We start from the raw sequence: 14,986 nt of genomic DNA on the forward strand, positions 1-14,986 counted from the left end.
GGGCTGGCCTTCAGTGGTCAGGCCTCATGTTTGCGCGCCAGCCGGTAAACGCCCTCAGGCAGGTCCAGCGCCGCGCGCAGGTCCTGCAGTTGCTGAATCGACAGGGTGATCTTCTGCACGTGGTCCGTGCGCGGATCAAGCTGCTCCAGAGTCACACACTCGGCAAAAGCGGTGATGGCGATGTCTTCAGTCAGATGGCTGCTGCCCTCGTCTACCAGGGTCACCACGGTGGCGTCAAATTCGTGTTCAATACTAAACATAAGATCAGTATGAGCTATTTGGCGCCGCGGCTCCAGCATTTGCTGCTGCGGATTGCGCCGGGAAATCCCCGGGCAAGCCACAGAGGGTGAGACGGCGGGTGAGACAGAGGGTGAGACGGCGGGTGAGACAGAGGGGGGAGACGGCGGTGGGTGAGACAGCGGGGTTGAGGCAGGGGCTGAAACGTCGTCAGCGCCCCCGGAGGGGCGCTGACAACAGGTGGTGACCGACCAGACACGTAACAATACGATCACGCGGTACCTGACAAAATTCATACTCGTTACACCACAGACACTGTCGCCAGTGCCATCTTTATTTATAGCACATTATTTGTGCAACTGACAGGCCGCACGGGGCGGTGTGGCGTGTAACTGTCAGAAAAACGGAGGAAAATGCAACCCTTGGGTGCGGTGGTGGCTGTATGATCTTCTGTTGCGTGTAGTGTGTTCAATTCTGACCCGATACCCCGATGCCAATCCCTGCCATCCCCACCGCGAACGGTACAGTCAATCCACGGCCGGCCCCGCTGTCCGCTCTGCTTTCCTCCCCGGCACCAGCACTGGTTCCGTGCGCAAAACCGCGCTACACCACAGACGGGCAGGGGCTGGGACAGGGGCAGCGGCGGCAATGCGACAAATCGAAGACGTGGTGCGCGACAAGGGCTCCAGATACGCGGTGTCCGGCGGCGGGGTTGCGGGGCGCGCCGGCACTGACGCTTTTCTGAAAACGCTGAAGCGCAAGAAAAAATACGCCAAAGCCACCCACAACACCTGGGCTGCGATCCTGGGTGGCGTGCCGGTGAAGTCGGACGACGGCGAGAGCGGTGCCGGTGCCCTTATCCTGCGCATGCTGGAGCGCGAGGACCTGCAGGACCACATCATTGTTGTCACCCGCTGGTACGGCGGCACCCATCTGGGCGGCGACCGCTTCCGCCACGTGCAGACCTGCGTGCGCGCCTACCTCGATGAATTGCGGGCCAGTTGATACATGTCAAGGTTGTGTTTACTGCCCGCTGATATCCTGAGCCGATCAGCAACACAGGCCCGGACATGAAACATTTCAAACCCACCGAACAGCGCGCAGAAATCATGGAGGCGATGTCCGAAATCGCCGGCGTGACCTGGGCGGAGACCGTCGCCCTTGACCCGAAAATGGAGATGGCCTTTCACGCGGCGCAGCGCAGCTGTGCGCAATGTGAGCGTGAAGACGACTGCCTTGCCTGGATGGCCACAAATCCCGCCGCTGGTCAGGCCGCAGATTTTTGCCGCAATCAGGCGCTGCTGCACGTGCTGCGCCGCCTCAGAGAGCAGGGCGATAACGAAACCGCGGACCAGGCGGGAGAGTAAACCCCGGGCCTGGCCGATGACAAAGCTGGAAAGCTTGCCGAAGATTAAGCCCGGTGCCAGGACCTGAACCAAGCGCTGAAAATACCGCAAGCCCGACGCCGCTATAGCTTTGGCTCGAAACCTCTTTGATCTTGTTCGCCCGTGCGCAGCAAGGGCAGCGCCTGACCCTCCCGCTTGACGCAAATGTGGGAGGGCGCTTCTTTTTGAGAAGGATCCGGCCATCAACATCCCTTCTACATTCTCTTGCCCCATCGAACCCATGTCCCCGTCACCCGCCAGGGTGGGAGCCGCGCGGCCTCGCCGCTCGCGGTGATGGTGGAGATAATGTTGCTGTGCCTTTCACCCGTGCATGGCACGGGCAGCGCCTGACCCTCCCCCCGGGAGGGCGCTTTGCACCCACCCAGGGTCAGGCGCTACCCTATTGGGACGAGCTTCATAGCCACACCACGTAATTAATCCGCTCTCCAAATTGAACCCAAGGCCCCCACCCACCCGCCAAGGGTGGGGGGCGCGAGGCCGCGCCGCGCAGGCTGGAGGAGGACGACTTGTGTTTATTTGGTAACCGCTTAGGTTGTGCGTTGATAAAATGTAGGTATTTGAAATGACAGAATTATTGAAAGACATGTTTGAAAGTTGGTTGGAACGTATTCGCAGCCCCTTTTTTGGATCCATAGCGCTGTCATTCCTGCTGATAAACTGGCAGGCAGTCTTCTTTCTCCTGTTCGCAAAAGTACCTGTCTCCACACGGCTGGATTACTTTGATGAGAACACGAGTGTTTGGACCCTGGCCTGGCTACCCTTGGTCTTTGGGTTGGGTCTGGCCTTGTTTAGTCCCTGGTTGAAGTTTGCCGGCGCCTGGGTGGCGACCAAGCCGTTGAGCCTGCTTAATCAGCTGCAAAATGATCAGGCGCGCGCTCACCGGATTCGTGAGTACGAGAAAATGGCCGAAGAAGAAGACGCAAAAGCACTGTACGAGGCAGCCGCGGAACAGAGGAAAATTGATGCTGCCGAACGGCTTGAGGAGGCGAAAAACGTTGGTGACGGCGCGGTGAAGGAGGAGTTGCTCAGAGAGAGGGAGAGCAACAAAAATGAACCGTCTTCAAATGGCCCCACCAAACCCAAGTTATCCGTTGATGATTTGACAGGAGTCGAGGTCGAAATATTGCGTACCAGTGCTGCAGCTAATGCTGGTATGAACATAATGGATTTTGTTGAAAATGAGAATTATATAAGCAACGTTCGCAGTCTTATATCCAATTTCAGTTATAAGCGTCTTGGTGTTGATACCGGTTCTGCACTTAAAAATCTGGTCGCAATTAATCTGGTTTCTTCAAAGATGTACCCTAGTTCCGAAAACCCAAAGGGAAAGTCGGTAGATCACTATTCTCTCACCGCAGAAGGCTATTCGTTGAGCGATTCAATATTTGAGTAAGCCCTCTACGAAGTACAATCGTAGTAGTCCCGAAATAACGCAGCCTTTTAAGGGCTCCGCCCGCGTTTGGCTCAAATGATCCCCCGGATCATTTTTCTTCCGCCTTAGGGCTCCGCCCGCGCATCCCGGAATTCCTCTCCCAGAGAAATTCTAATTCGAGATGCGCCCCCAAAGATCATATTCCCCGGCTTCATCGACCTCGACCATCACCAGGTCGCCCACCGAAATCGCTTCAGTGCCCTCGTCGATAAACAGGTTGCCGTCGATCTCGGGCGCGTCGGCTTTGGTGCGGCAGGTGGCGATGCCATCCTCGTCGATATCATCGACAATCACCTGCATCACCTGACCGACCTTGGCCTCCAGCTTGGCCGCAGAGATCGCCTGGGCTTTCTCCATGAACCGGTCCCAGCGCTCTTGTTTAAGCTCATCGGCCACATGGTCCGGCAGTGCGTTGGACCGGGCGCCATCAACGTTTTCATACTTAAAACAGCCAACCCGATCCAGCTGCGCTTCGTCCATCCAGTCCAGCAGCGTCTGGAACTCGGCCTCGGTCTCACCGGGGTAGCCGACAATAAAGGTCGAACGCAGCGTGATATCCGGGCAGATCTCACGCCAGGCGGCGATCTCATCCAGCGTTTTCGAACCCGCAGCCGGCCGCGCCATACGTTTTAACACATCCGGATGGGCATGCTGGAACGGAATGTCGAGATAGGGCAATACCAGCCCGTCGGCCATCAGCGGGATCAGTTCGCGCACGGACGGGTAGGGGTAGACATAATGCAGCCGCACCCAGGCGCCAAACTGGCCCAGTTCGCGCGCCAGATCGGTGATATGGGTGCGCACTTCGCCGCCCTTCCACGGGTTCAGATCGTATTTGCGATCAAGACCATAGGCAGAGGTGTCCTGCGAAATCACCAGCAGTTCTTTCACCCCGGCAGCGACCAGCTTTTCGGCTTCACGCAGCACCGCATGGGCCGGGCGCGAGGCCAGACGACCGCGCATATCGGGGATGATGCAGAATTTGCACTTGTGGTTGCAGCCCTCGGAAATCTTCAGATAGCTGTAGTGGCGCGGCGTCAGGCTGACACCGGTGGCGGGCAGCAGATCAATAAACGGATCGGGGCTCGGCGGCACCGCCGCATGCACCGCGTCCAGCACCTGCTCATACTGATGCGGCCCGGTCACCGCCAGCACTTTGGGGTGCGCGCCGGTGATATATTCGGGATTAGCCCCCAGACAGCCGGTGACCAGCACCTTGCCGTTTTCATTCAACGCTTCACCGATGGCCTCGAGGCTCTCGGCCTTGGCGGAATCCAGAAAGCCACAGGTGTTCACAATCACCGCATCGGCACCGGCATAGTCCGGGCTGATCGCATAACCTTCGGCGCGAAGCCGGGTCAGAATGCGTTCAGAATCCACCAAAGCCTTGGGGCAGCCAAGGCTCACCATGCCGATGGTCGGCTGGCCGTCACGGCGGGGCTCGGAGAAACGCGGGGCTGGCGCAAGGTCGGGGCGGAGGCTGGGGGGATTCTGGCTCATGCGGCTCTATAGATTAAAGGGGCGCGCAGGGGAAGGGATGTGTCTTGGGAACGAATTTGCCGCGCTGGCGGTACACGCCTGGGACTTCGCAACCGGGGCAATTAGCCGGGTTTCATAGCAGGTGGATTGTGTTTAGTCTGGCCGGATTGAAGATTACTTATTTGATGCTCTCACGGAAGTTCCCGGCCATGGCTTTTAAACTCCGGCATTTTGCCATCCTGTCGCTGGTAGTTCTGGCGGCCTGTTCACAAACAATAACGTCGTCGTCAATAAAAATTAAAGACGAGGCGCTTTCAGAACGCAGGATAGCGGAAATCGAAGAGAAACTGACGCGGCGTGCGGAGGCGCTGGGAGGCAGCTGCGAATTGCGAAGTGAAATCAGACAGTATTATGTTTGTGTAATTGATGACAAAGCAGCCGGAACGATTTTAGACTTTGGTTACTCAAGGGAAGGTGAGTATTTTATTATTGTATTCACGACAGTCGGGCATTGGATGCCGCCACAAGATGACGACGTTAAGGCAGGCAAACACATCACTATGATGCACAGTGAGCTTGAAAATTGGCTTGTCGCCACCATTCCGCCCGAAATTATCGAGAGCAAAACCCGCAGTTTTGTCGGCTATGATTACCGCGAAAACTTTTAGTCCGAAAAGACCACAGTTGAATAAGGACCTAAATAACCATGCGTTTTGGAACAACGGCTTTTTTGAGTAGCGATATAAGCAAGAACATAAGAATCGTCAGAAAACTCGTCACGGATTATCTGGAAGAACGCATTCACAACAATGCTCTGGGCGAGCTGGACGCAAAATTGATTTACGGACCAGCCCTGCCCAAAAACGAAGAGTCAAAGCTGTTTGTCGATGAAGAATTCCGCGTATCAAAAAAGGATAATACATACATTTGCGGGCCGTTTCTGTCGCATGACGTATTTGCCGGCAAGAACCTGACGAAGATGATTGAAACCTATCTGGAAGGCATGCGCGGGTCAGTCGAGAAAATGCGACCGCTCGGCGCTACAGATGCTCAGGTCGCAGAGTTCGAAGCTATTTTGGACACTGCCGCAGACGAAATCATGTCTCAGGTCCGCGAACGCAGGCGACTGGCAAGGTTGTGAGAAACATATTCAGGGTTCGATGATGTCTGATAATTTGGTTGGCACTAAGGTCGCGATCCGGTGGAACGATTTTACCGAACAGGAACAGCGCGCGATTATCGTTGTGGATGAAAGCTCTGCATACAAGCTGCTTCTAAAGTTGGACGCGCCTTTTGAAAGGGCAGGTGTGACGTACGGCCATGTTGTCGCGTTACCAAGATTGTCATGCGATGATATTGCCAACTTGGAAATCGACAGTGTTTTCGGATGTGCGCTGACCTGGGTGCCTGATTCAATTTTCAACTCTCTGGCCCCAACGGATCTGACCTGGTGGAGAGGCGGCGCTGCGGCGATCGCAGATTTGTACATCAGAGAGAAGTGACCGCCGTCCGGCTCTGCCACGTCGCACACTCGTTCCTCCTTCCGCACCCAACACATCTGGACTTCGCCGCCCGCCTTCGCCAACCTGCCCGGTGAAACAGTTCAGGCCCGGAGACGCCCCAATGAATGAGATCCCCAAAACTATGTCCGGTGTGGCACTCACTGGCCATGGCGGTCCGGAGGTGCTGGAATTCCGCACCGACCTGCCGGTGCCGGTGCCTGGGCAAGGCGAAGTTCTGGTGCGTGTCGCTGCCGCGGGTGTGAACAACACCGATATCAACACCCGCACCGGCTGGTACTCCAAAAGCGGCGCGGGCAGCGAGGACAGCAGTGCAGATGCCAGCTGGACGGGCGAGGCGCTGCAGCTTCCCCGCATTCAGGGCGCCGATGTCTGCGGTGAAATCGTCGCCACAGGACCAGGTGTTGACACGGCCCGGCTCGGCGAACGCGTTTTGATTGAACCCTGCCTGCGCGAAGTTGCCGGCCAGAGCATGGAGCCACCCTGGTACCTGGGCTCGGAATGTGACGGCGGGTTTGCCGGTTACACCACGGTCGCTGCCCGCCACGCCCACCGCATCAACAGTACGCTGAGCGATGTAGAACTGGCCTCTTTCCCCTGTTCCTACTCCACGGCGGAAAACATGCTGACCCGCGCCGGGGTAGGCGCGAAGGATACGGTGCTGATCACCGGGGCCTCCGGCGGTGTCGGCTCGGCGGCGGTACAGCTGGCCCGCGCCCGTGGCGCCAAAGTTGTGGCCGTTACCAGCGCGTCAAAAGCCGATCTGCTGCGGGACATCGGCGCCGCTCGTATCGTGCACCGGGGCGCCAGCCTGGAACAGGCGCTGGGGCGCAACTCTGTGGATGTGGTGATCGACCTGGTGGCGGGATCGCAATGGGGCGAATTGTTAGACGTGTTGCGCCCCGGCGGCCGTTACGCGGTATCGGGCGCCATCGGCGGCCCGCTGGTGGAGCTGGACATCCGCACGCTGTATCTCAAAGATCTGAGCTTCTTTGGCTGCACCGTGCTGGAGCCCGAAGTGTTTGGCAATCTGGTCCGCCATATCGAGGCGGGGCGCATCAAACCTCTGGTGGCCGAAAGCTGGGATCTGCACGAGATCGACAAAGCGCAGGCCAGTTTTGTGACCAAAAAACACACCGGAAAAATCGTGCTGCGGGTGGCGGGCAGCCAGGGACGCCAGATCAGCGCGCGCCCCTGAACTTAGCCAACTCCCACCGCGCAAACAAAAGGCCAGGGCGCAACACCCCGGCCTTTTTCACTATCAGAGGCCAGCCCTCAGCTGCGCAGTTTCCAGCCGCTTTTAAAGATCCACCAGATAAAACTGATGCAGACCACCAGGAAGGCGCTGACCGCCATAAGCGACACTTCCACCGGCACATCGGCAAGGCCAAAGAAGGACCAGCGAAAGCCCGAAATCAGGTAGAACACCGGGTTAAGATGCATCACCACCTGCCAGGCCGGCGGCAGCATATCGGCGGAATAAAACGCACCCCCCAGGAACACCAGCGGCGTGATCACCAAGAGCGGGATCAGCTGCAACTGCTCAAAGTTTGAGGCCCAGATGCCGATGATAAAACCCAGCAGTGAAAACGACACCGCCGTCAGCAGCAGAAACGCCACCATCCAGAACGGGTGCGCGATCTGCACATCAACAAAAAACGTCGACGTCGCCAGGATGATCAGCGCGATCATCACCGCTTTGCTCGCCGCGGCGCCGACATAGCCGATGGTGACCTCAATGAAACTGATCGGCGCGGTCAGCAGCTCATAGATTGTGCCGACAAATTTGGGGAAGTAGATGCCGAAAGACGCATTGGTCACCGATTGCTGCAACAGGGTCAGCATGATCAGCCCCGGCACGATAAAGGCGCCATAATCCACCCCGTTGACGTCCTCAATACGGCTGCCGATGGCGGTGCCAAAGACGATGAAATAGAGCACGGTCGACAGCACCGGTGAAATGATCGACTGGGCGATGGTGCGGAAAGTACGCGCCATTTCAAAGACATAGATTGCACGGATCGAATGAAAGTTCATGCTTCTTCTCCCACCAGATCCAGAAACACCTCTTCCAGCGAGGATTGTTTGGTGACGATATCGCGCACCGAAATGCCCTGCGCTGCCAGGTCGGCAATCAGCCGTGTAATGCCGGTGCGCTCCGCCTGGGTGTCATAGCTGAAATGCAGGCTCATGCCGTCGGCGCTGCGGTTCAACCCGTATTGACCCAGACAATCGGGCAGTGCATCCAGCGCCTCCACCAGCTCCAGTGTCATATGTTTTTGCCCCATCTGCGCCATCAGGCGGGCTTTGTCTTCCACCACCAGGATTTTGCCGTGGTTGATGACGGCAATGCGGTCGGCCATCTCTTCGGCTTCCTCAATGTAATGGGTGGTCAGAATGATGGTGACACCGGCGTCGCGCAATTCGCCCACCAGCTGCCACATGTCACGCCTGAGCGCCACATCCACGCCGGCGCTGGGCTCATCCAGAAACAGCACACTTGGTTCATGGCTCAAGGCCTTGGCGATCAAAACCCGGCGCCGCATGCCGCCTGACAGCTCCATATTCTTGCTGTTGCGCTTCTCCCACAGGGACAGCGAGCGCAGCACACGCTCGATATGGGCCTCATTGCGCGGCTTGCCAAACAGCCCGCGCGAAAACCGCGTGGTGGCAATGACCTTCTCAAACGGCTCGATGTTGATTTCCTGCGGCACCAGACCCACCAGCGAACGTGCCGCGCGGTAGTCTTCAACAATGTCATGCCCGCCGACAGTGATCGAGCCCGAGCTCGGGCGCACCAGGCCACAGATCGCCGAGATCAGCGTGGTCTTGCCGGCGCCATTGGGGCCCAGAAGTGCCAGAATCTCGCCCTTGCGGATGTCCAGCGACACATCATCGAGCGCCTTAAAGCCACCCTCATAGGTCTTGCTGAGGTTTTTGATTGAAATAACAGGGGACAAATCCGCCTCCACACATTTTGAATTGCTCGCAACCTATCCTCTGCGCGCAAAAACGCCAACCGCCGCCCGGCGCACAGCCCCCTGTGCAGATATGCGCGGCCCCGGTGCAGCAGGCTGGCGCTTTGCCTGTGCTGAAACGCCCCCATGCCCGGCATGAATTCCGGGAGCTGACGCAGCAGGCCGTTGCAATAACTCCTCGTCCACAAAAAACGCCCCGGCCAGATCTGGCGCGGAGCGTTTCTTTTTGGCTTAAATATCCCCGCCGGAGGCTCTGCAACATTTCTGCCCGAGGCTCCGGCAGCGGGTTACCGTTTGCGGTCGCGACGGCTCGACATCGGTTGGAACGCCACGCCGACATGGGCTTCGCAATAGGGTTTGCCGGCTTTTGAGGGCAGGCCGCAGAACCAGAAATCATCGGTCGCCGGATCGCCCACCGGCCATTTGCAGGTTTTTTCGGTCAGCTGCATCAGATGGATCTTTTTCGACTTCTTCTCGACCAGGCTGACTTTCGCCAGCGCTTCTGCCGGGATTTCATTGGCCGAGGGCTGCGGAGGCAGCGGCTGGCCAGCCGGAATAATCTGGCGCCGCGCCGGGATCGGACGTGGTGCCGGCTGCTCGGTTTTCACTTCGGGCTCAGCGGCGGCCGGGGCGGCCGCGGGTTCCGCCGCGCGCGGTGGCGCCTTGGTGGCGGCTCTTGGCGCGGCTTTGGCCTTGGCATCAGGTTTTGCAGCCGTCTTGCCGCCGCCGCCGCCGGAGCGGTTGGACAGGCCGAGGCGATGCACCTTGCCAATCACGGCGTTGCGGGTCACCCCACCAAGCTCTTTGGCGATCTGGCTGGCCGACTGGCCCTCGCCCCACATTTTTTTCAAGAGCTCAACGCGCTCATCGGTCCAGGACATCTCGGCTCCTCATGGCAAAGCGGCCCTGGCGCAGAAGATCCGCGCGGCCGCTCTGGGGAAATTTTCATTCCCCCCTATTCTAATCACACCGGTTCAGGATACAAGCCGTCCGGTGCCGGAAGAAAAGGACATAACAGATGGCGGATGCAATGGAAATGGGGGTTCGTCGTTTCGGACGGGTAAACTGGCTGGGCCTGTACACGCTGGCAGCGCGCGAAGTGATGCGCTTTACCTCGATCTGGCCACAGACTGTTTTGGGGCCGCTGATCACTGCCGGACTGTTTCTGGCGGTGTTTTCGCTGGCGATCGGCCCGACACGCGGCGCGGTGATGGGGGTGGCGTTTGTGCAGTTCCTGGCGCCGGGCATTCTGATGATGGCGGTGATCCAGAACGCCTTCACCAATACGTCGTCGTCCCTCGTGGTGTCCAAAGTGCAGGGCAATATTGTGGATACGCTGATGCCACCGCTGTCGCCGCTGGAACTGGTGCTGGGCTTTCTGGCTGGTGGCATTGCGCGTGGCGCCTTTGTGGCGCTGCCGATCTGGCTGTTGACGGTGCTCTTTGCCGGTGTTGGCCTGGCGCACCCGCTCTGGGCGCTGACATTCCTGCTGCTGGGCGGCGCGTTTATGGGCGGGCTCGGCATGATCGGCGGTATTTTTGCCCGTAAATTTGACCAGATGGCGGCGATCACCAATTTTGTCATCACCCCGCTCGCTTTTCTGTCGGGCACGTTTTATTCGGTCACAACCCTGCCACCGTCGCTGGAACTGCTGACCCGGTTCAACCCGGTGTTCTATCTGATTGACGGCATGCGCTATGCCATTCTTGGCGTTTCAGACAGTTCGCCCCTGCTGGGCCTGGCGGTGGTTGGCAGCAGCACGCTCGTGGTCATGGCCCTGTGCTGGCGCTGGTTTGCCAGTGGCTACCGGCTGAAATCCTGAGCCGTATCGGCGGCACCCAACCTGTCCGCCGCGTCTGCGCAGCGGCTATTAGCGACGTGTCTCAGTGCTTGTATCTGTGGCCGTTGCGTCCATCTGGTGCCCGGCCCGCCGCTTTGAGCGGGTCTCGCGCCAGGCCATGAAAGCGGCCCCGGCGAGGATGATGCCGGCGCCGAGCCAGGAGGTCAGCTCCAGCCTTGTGTCAAATATCACCCGGTCATACAGCGCCGCCCAGACCAGGGTGGTGTAAAACAGCGGGCTGATGAAACTGGCGTCCGCGCGGCGAATCGCATGGATAAAACAGGTCTGCGCCGCCGCCATCAGCCCCCCGATACCCATCAGGGCGCCCCATTGCGCCGGGTTCGGGGCGGCCCAGACAAAAAACGCGGCCGCTGAGGCGAGACCCAGACCAATGGCATTGTTGATCAGCAGGATCTGAAACGGCGCTTCGCGGCCCGACAGTTTCTTGATGAAGATCAGCTCCACTCCCATCAACAGCGCGGCGCCAAGCGCCAGCAGGGCTGCGGGCTGAAAACTGCCCGGCGTGGGGCGCAACAGGATCAGAGCGCCCAGCAGCGCCATACCGGCAGCAGACCAGCGCAGCGGCCCGACGCGTTCGCCCAGAAACGGCACTGCCAGCATCATGCCAAACACCGGGTTGAGAAATGAAATCGCGGTGGCGTCCGCCAGCGGAATAAAGGCGGCCGCAGCAAACATCAGGCTGACCCCGCCCCAGCCCGCCGCAGAGCGCGACAGATGCAGCGCCAGCGCTGGTTTTTGCAGGTGCGGGCGCAGAATGAGCGCAGCGCTGCCAAAGGTGAGAAAGGCGAACAGGAAGCGGCCCTGGCTGATCTGCAACGGGTGCAGCGCCGGACCCAGAGCCCCGGTGCCGAGCGCTTTGGCCAGCAAGGTGGTGCCAGCGACACAGGCCGACGCCAGCAACATCAGCACCACCGCGCGGGGAATGTCGCCGTGCCCCGGCTGGTGAACTGCCTGCTGAACCGCCCGGTCTCCCGGCTGCGGGCCCGTCTGTCCGGTCTGTCCGGTCTGCTGGCCCGTTTTCTGCGCCACCTGCTGAGTCGTTTCCTGATCCGTACGGTATTTCATCGGGCGATAAAGCGGTGAAACGATGCGCCTGTCCAGCCGTTTTGCGCGCCCGCTGTCAGGCCGGTCATCGCTGCAGCCCCAGCCGCAACTTCTGGCACAGTTCCGGTTGGTTTCACGGCATCACCTGCCAGCACAGCAAGTGCCACTATAAACGCCGGTGTTGCAGGCAGGGGGGGAGGCGCCGGGCATTGAGCCCGGCGCCTCCCCCGCCGGACTGGTGCCGGCCGCTGCATGCAAGTGCAATGTTTTTCTGGACAGAGGGCGGGCGCACGCGTTATGGCAAGGCTGTGAACATCGTGACAACATATACCGCAGCCTTGCGACTCCGACGCCGAAGCGTCTGACGACCTGCGCCCCTCTCCGGGGCGTCAGGGTCTTTTGGGCCGGCCGTACCACACTTCTGGCCAGCACCTGTTCCCGCTTCTTTCTTCAAAATCACTGACATCAAAATCGTTGACATCGCCGGTGTGAGATTGCACCCCTTTGTCTTCAAAACTTGCAAAGGGTTATCCCCATGATCTCTTCCGTTCTGCCGACCTACAACCGGGCGCCTTTCACATTTGTCAAAGGCGAAGGCTGCTGGCTTATCGAGGCAGACGGTCGACGTTTTCTGGATCTGGGTGCCGGCATTGCGGTGAACGCACTGGGCCATGCCCATCCGGAGCTGGTGGCGGCGCTGAGTGCGCAGGCGCAGGCCCTCTGGCACACGTCCAATCTGTATAACATCCCGCAGCAAACGGCGCTGGCCGACCTGCTGGTGGAAGAAACCTTTGCCGATACGGTGTTTTTCACCAATTCCGGCACCGAGGCCTGCGAGCTGGCGGTGAAAATGGCGCGCCGGTATTTCTTTGAACTTGGCCAGCCCGAGCGCAGCGATATCATCGCCTTTACCGGCTCATTTCACGGCCGCTCATCCGCCGGCATTGCGGCGGCGGGCGGTGAAAAACTGATCCATGGCTTTGGTCCGCTGCTGCCCGGCTTTAAACATCTGGAATTTGGCGACTGGGAGGCGGTGGCTGAAGCAGTGGACGAGAATACCGCGGCAATCATCCTTGAGCCAGTGCAGGGCGAAGGCGGCATCCGTCCGGTGCCCGACCAGGTGATGCAGCAACTGCGCCAGCTCTGTGATGAGACCGGCACGTTGCTTATCCTGGATGAGGTGCAATGTGGTGTGGCGCGTACCGGCCGGCTGTTTGCCCATGAGTGGGCCGGCGTGACGCCTGATATCATGATGGTGGCCAAAGGCATCGGCGGTGGTTTTCCGCTGGGCGCTGTGCTGGCGACGGAGCAGGCCGCCAGCGCCATGACGGCTGGCAGCCACGGCTCCACCTATGGCGGCAACCCGCTGGCCTGCGCCGTGGGTCTGGCGGTGATGAAGCTGGTGAGCGCGCCTGACTTCCTCGCCGAGGTGAACCGCAAATCGGCGCTGCTGCGCCAGAAGCTTGAAGGTCTGGTGGCCGACAATGACGACATCTTTGAAGAGGTTCGCGGCAACGGGCTGATGCTGGGGCTGAAATGCCGTGTGGCCAACACTGATGTGCTGGCCGCCGCATATGACGCCGAACTGCTGACCGTGCCCGGTGGCGACAATGTGCTGCGGCTGCTGCCGGCGCTGAACATTGCGGATGAGGAGCTGGCTGAGGCAGTGCAGCGGCTGGATCAGGCTGCAAAATCTGTGCGCGCGACAGCCGGCTGAGATTTTAATTTTGCGGCGCGGCCCTGCTGCGTCGCCCCGGAATTTGCGGGGCACAGGCCCCTTGAGGAGACAGAGATGAACCATTTTCTTGATATCAACAAAACCAGCGCCGCTGATCTGCACAAAATCATCAGCGAAGGCCACCGCATCAAAACCGCACGCAAAGGCCTGCCCAAAGGCACGCCAGATGCGGAACAGCCGCTGGCCAATCATATGGTGGCGCTGATATTTGAAAAACCCTCGACCCGCACAAGGGTCAGCTTTGATGTGGGTGTGCGCCAGATGGGCGGCGAAACCATGGTGCTGTCGGGCCGCGACATGCAGCTGGGCCATGGCGAAACCATCGCCGACACCGCGCGGGTGCTGTCGCGTTATGTGGATATGATCATGATCCGCACCTTTGAAGAAGCCACGCTGCTGGAAATGGCGGAATACGCCTCAGTGCCGGTGATCAACGGGCTGACCGATCGCACGCATCCGTGCCAGATCATGGCCGACATCATGACGTTCGAGGAAAATAACGGCCCGATCAAAGGAAAAAAAGTGGTCTGGACCGGCGATGGCAACAATGTCTGCGCCTCCTTTATCCATGCCGCCGGGCAATTTGGTTTTGACCTGACCTTTGCCGGACCTGAGCAACTGGACCCGGAGCAGGTCTTTGTTGATGAGGCGCGCGCCAAAGGGGTGAATATCACCATTGAACGGGACGCGGAGAAGGCCGTGCAGGGCGCCGACCTGGTGGTTGCTGACACCTGGGTATCCATGCATGACGCGCAATCCGCCCGGGAAAGACGCCACAATCTGCTGCGGCCCTATCAGGTCAATGACGCGCTGATGGCGCAGGCAAAACCGGACGCGAAATTCATGCATTGCCTGCCGGCCCATCGCGGCGAAGAGGTCACCAACCCGGTGATGGACGGGCCGCAATCGCTGGTGTTTGATGAAGCGGAAAACCGGCTGCACGCGCAAAAAGCGGTGATGCGTTGGTGCCTGGGAGCCTGAGCGAAGCCTGATGCCAGTAATGGTGGTCAATGAAGGCTGACGCTTTAGCGAAACAAGGGGGGCGCGCGCAGCATGCTGCGCGCGCCCCCCGCGCTTTTCCCGGCGCGCCGCGGCAGAAGTAGCATCTGCGCGGGCCGGAGCTGTGGCACCTGGGCCGGCCCCTCCCGGCCGGCGCCGGGGCAAGCAGATGAGCTGCTGCCCGGGGCTGAGACCGCCCGGGCCGGCGACACGGTGCTGAACGCAAAATGAAACGCCGCGCAGTCTGCTGCGCGGCGTTTGTTGTTTTGCGGAGCGGCGTTGATCGCCGCGT

At 59.6% G+C, this 14,986-nt stretch carries 17 protein-coding genes; 10 read left to right on the top strand and 7 right to left on the bottom strand.

The features are described from left to right. Window positions 1-17: 17 nt before the first annotated feature. A complete protein-coding gene (locus DWA01_RS04640) occupies window positions 18-260 on the bottom strand; it encodes a hypothetical protein (RefSeq protein ID WP_114284618.1) in 243 nt (80 codons plus the stop codon). Window positions 261-885: 625 nt separating this feature from the next. On the opposite strand from DWA01_RS04640, the gene DWA01_RS04645 reads away from it, so the two are divergent. From DWA01_RS04645 to DWA01_RS04655, 3 genes are all read left to right on the top strand, one after another. Beyond that, window positions 886-1,242, top strand: a complete 357-nt coding sequence (locus DWA01_RS04645; RefSeq protein WP_114284602.1) for a YigZ family protein — start codon at window positions 886-888, stop codon at window positions 1,240-1,242. Between the two features lie 65 nt (window positions 1,243-1,307). Further along, entirely contained in the window at window positions 1,308-1,604 is a 297-nt protein-coding gene (locus tag DWA01_RS04650) for a DUF6455 family protein (protein WP_114284604.1), read from the top strand. Window positions 1,605-2,205: 601 nt separating this feature from the next. Beyond that, window positions 2,206-3,036 carry a hypothetical protein gene (locus DWA01_RS04655; protein WP_136057666.1) on the top strand — a complete coding sequence of 277 codons (831 nt, stop codon included), beginning with the start codon at window positions 2,206-2,208 and terminating at the stop codon, window positions 3,034-3,036. Window positions 3,037-3,186: 150 nt separating this feature from the next. Here the strand turns inward: DWA01_RS04655 and rimO are convergent, their stop codons facing one another. Beyond that, entirely contained in the window at window positions 3,187-4,575 is a 1,389-nt protein-coding gene (gene rimO, locus DWA01_RS04660) for a 30S ribosomal protein S12 methylthiotransferase RimO (RefSeq protein WP_114284607.1), read from the bottom strand. 188 nt (window positions 4,576-4,763) lie between these two features. Between rimO and DWA01_RS04665 the strand changes: the two genes are divergently transcribed. From DWA01_RS04665 to DWA01_RS04680, 4 genes are all read left to right on the top strand, one after another. Then, on the top strand, window positions 4,764-5,222 hold the full coding sequence (locus tag DWA01_RS04665; RefSeq protein ID WP_114284608.1) for a hypothetical protein: 459 nt from the start codon (window positions 4,764-4,766) through the stop codon (window positions 5,220-5,222). Between the two features lie 38 nt (window positions 5,223-5,260). Then, complete coding sequence (locus DWA01_RS04670; RefSeq protein ID WP_114284609.1) at window positions 5,261-5,695, top strand: hypothetical protein; 435 nt, start codon at window positions 5,261-5,263, stop codon at window positions 5,693-5,695. A 22-nt stretch (window positions 5,696-5,717) separates the two neighbouring features. Next, the gene (locus DWA01_RS04675) at window positions 5,718-6,056 is read left to right on the top strand and encodes a hypothetical protein (RefSeq protein ID WP_136057667.1); all 339 of its coding nucleotides are present in this window, start codon (window positions 5,718-5,720) and stop codon (window positions 6,054-6,056) included. 121 nt (window positions 6,057-6,177) lie between these two features. After that, window positions 6,178-7,272 carry an alcohol dehydrogenase family protein gene (locus DWA01_RS04680; protein ID WP_114284611.1) on the top strand — a complete coding sequence of 365 codons (1,095 nt, stop codon included), beginning with the start codon at window positions 6,178-6,180 and terminating at the stop codon, window positions 7,270-7,272. 77 nt (window positions 7,273-7,349) lie between these two features. On the opposite strand, the gene DWA01_RS04685 is transcribed toward DWA01_RS04680, so the two are convergent. The 3 genes from DWA01_RS04685 to DWA01_RS04695 form a co-directional block, all read right to left on the bottom strand. Further along, window positions 7,350-8,111 carry an ABC transporter permease gene (locus DWA01_RS04685; protein ID WP_114284612.1) on the bottom strand — a complete coding sequence of 254 codons (762 nt, stop codon included), beginning with the start codon at window positions 8,109-8,111 and terminating at the stop codon, window positions 7,350-7,352. After that, window positions 8,108-9,034 carry an ABC transporter ATP-binding protein gene (locus tag DWA01_RS04690; protein ID WP_114284619.1) on the bottom strand — a complete coding sequence of 309 codons (927 nt, stop codon included), beginning with the start codon at window positions 9,032-9,034 and terminating at the stop codon, window positions 8,108-8,110. The genes DWA01_RS04685 and DWA01_RS04690 overlap by 4 nt, the downstream gene beginning before the upstream one ends. 305 nt (window positions 9,035-9,339) lie before the next feature. Further along, window positions 9,340-9,933 carry a GcrA family cell cycle regulator gene (locus DWA01_RS04695; RefSeq protein WP_114284613.1) on the bottom strand — a complete coding sequence of 198 codons (594 nt, stop codon included), beginning with the start codon at window positions 9,931-9,933 and terminating at the stop codon, window positions 9,340-9,342. Between the two features lie 137 nt (window positions 9,934-10,070). On the opposite strand from DWA01_RS04695, the gene DWA01_RS04700 reads away from it, so the two are divergent. Then, window positions 10,071-10,874, top strand: coding sequence for an ABC transporter permease (locus tag DWA01_RS04700; RefSeq protein ID WP_235008416.1), 804 nt, complete (start codon window positions 10,071-10,073; stop codon window positions 10,872-10,874). A gap of 48 nt (window positions 10,875-10,922) precedes the next feature. On the opposite strand, the gene DWA01_RS04705 is transcribed toward DWA01_RS04700, so the two are convergent. After that, window positions 10,923-11,816, bottom strand: a complete 894-nt coding sequence (locus DWA01_RS04705) for a DMT family transporter (RefSeq protein WP_235008418.1) — start codon at window positions 11,814-11,816, stop codon at window positions 10,923-10,925. A 676-nt stretch (window positions 11,817-12,492) separates the two neighbouring features. On the opposite strand from DWA01_RS04705, the gene DWA01_RS04710 reads away from it, so the two are divergent. Further along, entirely contained in the window at window positions 12,493-13,674 is a 1,182-nt protein-coding gene (locus DWA01_RS04710) for an aspartate aminotransferase family protein (RefSeq protein WP_114284616.1), read from the top strand. 75 nt (window positions 13,675-13,749) lie between these two features. Next, on the top strand, window positions 13,750-14,676 hold the full coding sequence (gene argF, locus DWA01_RS04715) for an ornithine carbamoyltransferase (protein WP_114284617.1): 927 nt from the start codon (window positions 13,750-13,752) through the stop codon (window positions 14,674-14,676). Between the two features lie 44 nt (window positions 14,677-14,720). On the opposite strand, the gene DWA01_RS23425 is transcribed toward argF, so the two are convergent. Next, a partial coding sequence (locus tag DWA01_RS23425) for a hypothetical protein (protein ID WP_235008417.1) occupies window positions 14,721-14,986 on the bottom strand: 266 nt, incomplete at its 5' end.

The sequence above is a fragment of the Candidatus Halocynthiibacter alkanivorans genome (assembly GCF_003333265.1).
Taxonomy (GTDB): domain Bacteria; phylum Pseudomonadota; class Alphaproteobacteria; order Rhodobacterales; family Rhodobacteraceae; genus Halocyntiibacter_A; species Halocyntiibacter_A alkanivorans.

Bases quoted from the DNA above. Each gene is read 5' to 3' on its own strand.
- DWA01_RS04640 (WP_114284618.1), bottom strand. From the start codon at position 260: ATGTTTAGTATTGAACACGAATTTGACGCCACCGTGGTGACCCTGGTA.
- DWA01_RS04645 (WP_114284602.1), top strand. From the start codon at position 886: ATGCGACAAATCGAAGACGTGGTGCGCGACAAGGGCTCCAGATACGCG.
- DWA01_RS04650 (WP_114284604.1), top strand. From the start codon at position 1,308: ATGAAACATTTCAAACCCACCGAACAGCGCGCAGAAATCATGGAGGCG.
- DWA01_RS04655 (WP_136057666.1), top strand. From the start codon at position 2,206: ATGACAGAATTATTGAAAGACATGTTTGAAAGTTGGTTGGAACGTATT.
- rimO (WP_114284607.1), bottom strand. From the start codon at position 4,575: ATGAGCCAGAATCCCCCCAGCCTCCGCCCCGACCTTGCGCCAGCCCCG.
- DWA01_RS04665 (WP_114284608.1), top strand. From the start codon at position 4,764: ATGGCTTTTAAACTCCGGCATTTTGCCATCCTGTCGCTGGTAGTTCTG.
- DWA01_RS04670 (WP_114284609.1), top strand. From the start codon at position 5,261: ATGCGTTTTGGAACAACGGCTTTTTTGAGTAGCGATATAAGCAAGAAC.
- DWA01_RS04675 (WP_136057667.1), top strand. From the start codon at position 5,718: ATGTCTGATAATTTGGTTGGCACTAAGGTCGCGATCCGGTGGAACGAT.
- DWA01_RS04680 (WP_114284611.1), top strand. From the start codon at position 6,178: ATGAATGAGATCCCCAAAACTATGTCCGGTGTGGCACTCACTGGCCAT.
- DWA01_RS04685 (WP_114284612.1), bottom strand. From the start codon at position 8,111: ATGAACTTTCATTCGATCCGTGCAATCTATGTCTTTGAAATGGCGCGT.
- DWA01_RS04695 (WP_114284613.1), bottom strand. From the start codon at position 9,933: ATGTCCTGGACCGATGAGCGCGTTGAGCTCTTGAAAAAAATGTGGGGC.
- DWA01_RS04700 (WP_235008416.1), top strand. From the start codon at position 10,071: ATGGCGGATGCAATGGAAATGGGGGTTCGTCGTTTCGGACGGGTAAAC.
- DWA01_RS04705 (WP_235008418.1), bottom strand. From the start codon at position 11,816: ATGTTGCTGGCGTCGGCCTGTGTCGCTGGCACCACCTTGCTGGCCAAA.
- DWA01_RS04710 (WP_114284616.1), top strand. From the start codon at position 12,493: ATGATCTCTTCCGTTCTGCCGACCTACAACCGGGCGCCTTTCACATTT.
- argF (WP_114284617.1), top strand. From the start codon at position 13,750: ATGAACCATTTTCTTGATATCAACAAAACCAGCGCCGCTGATCTGCAC.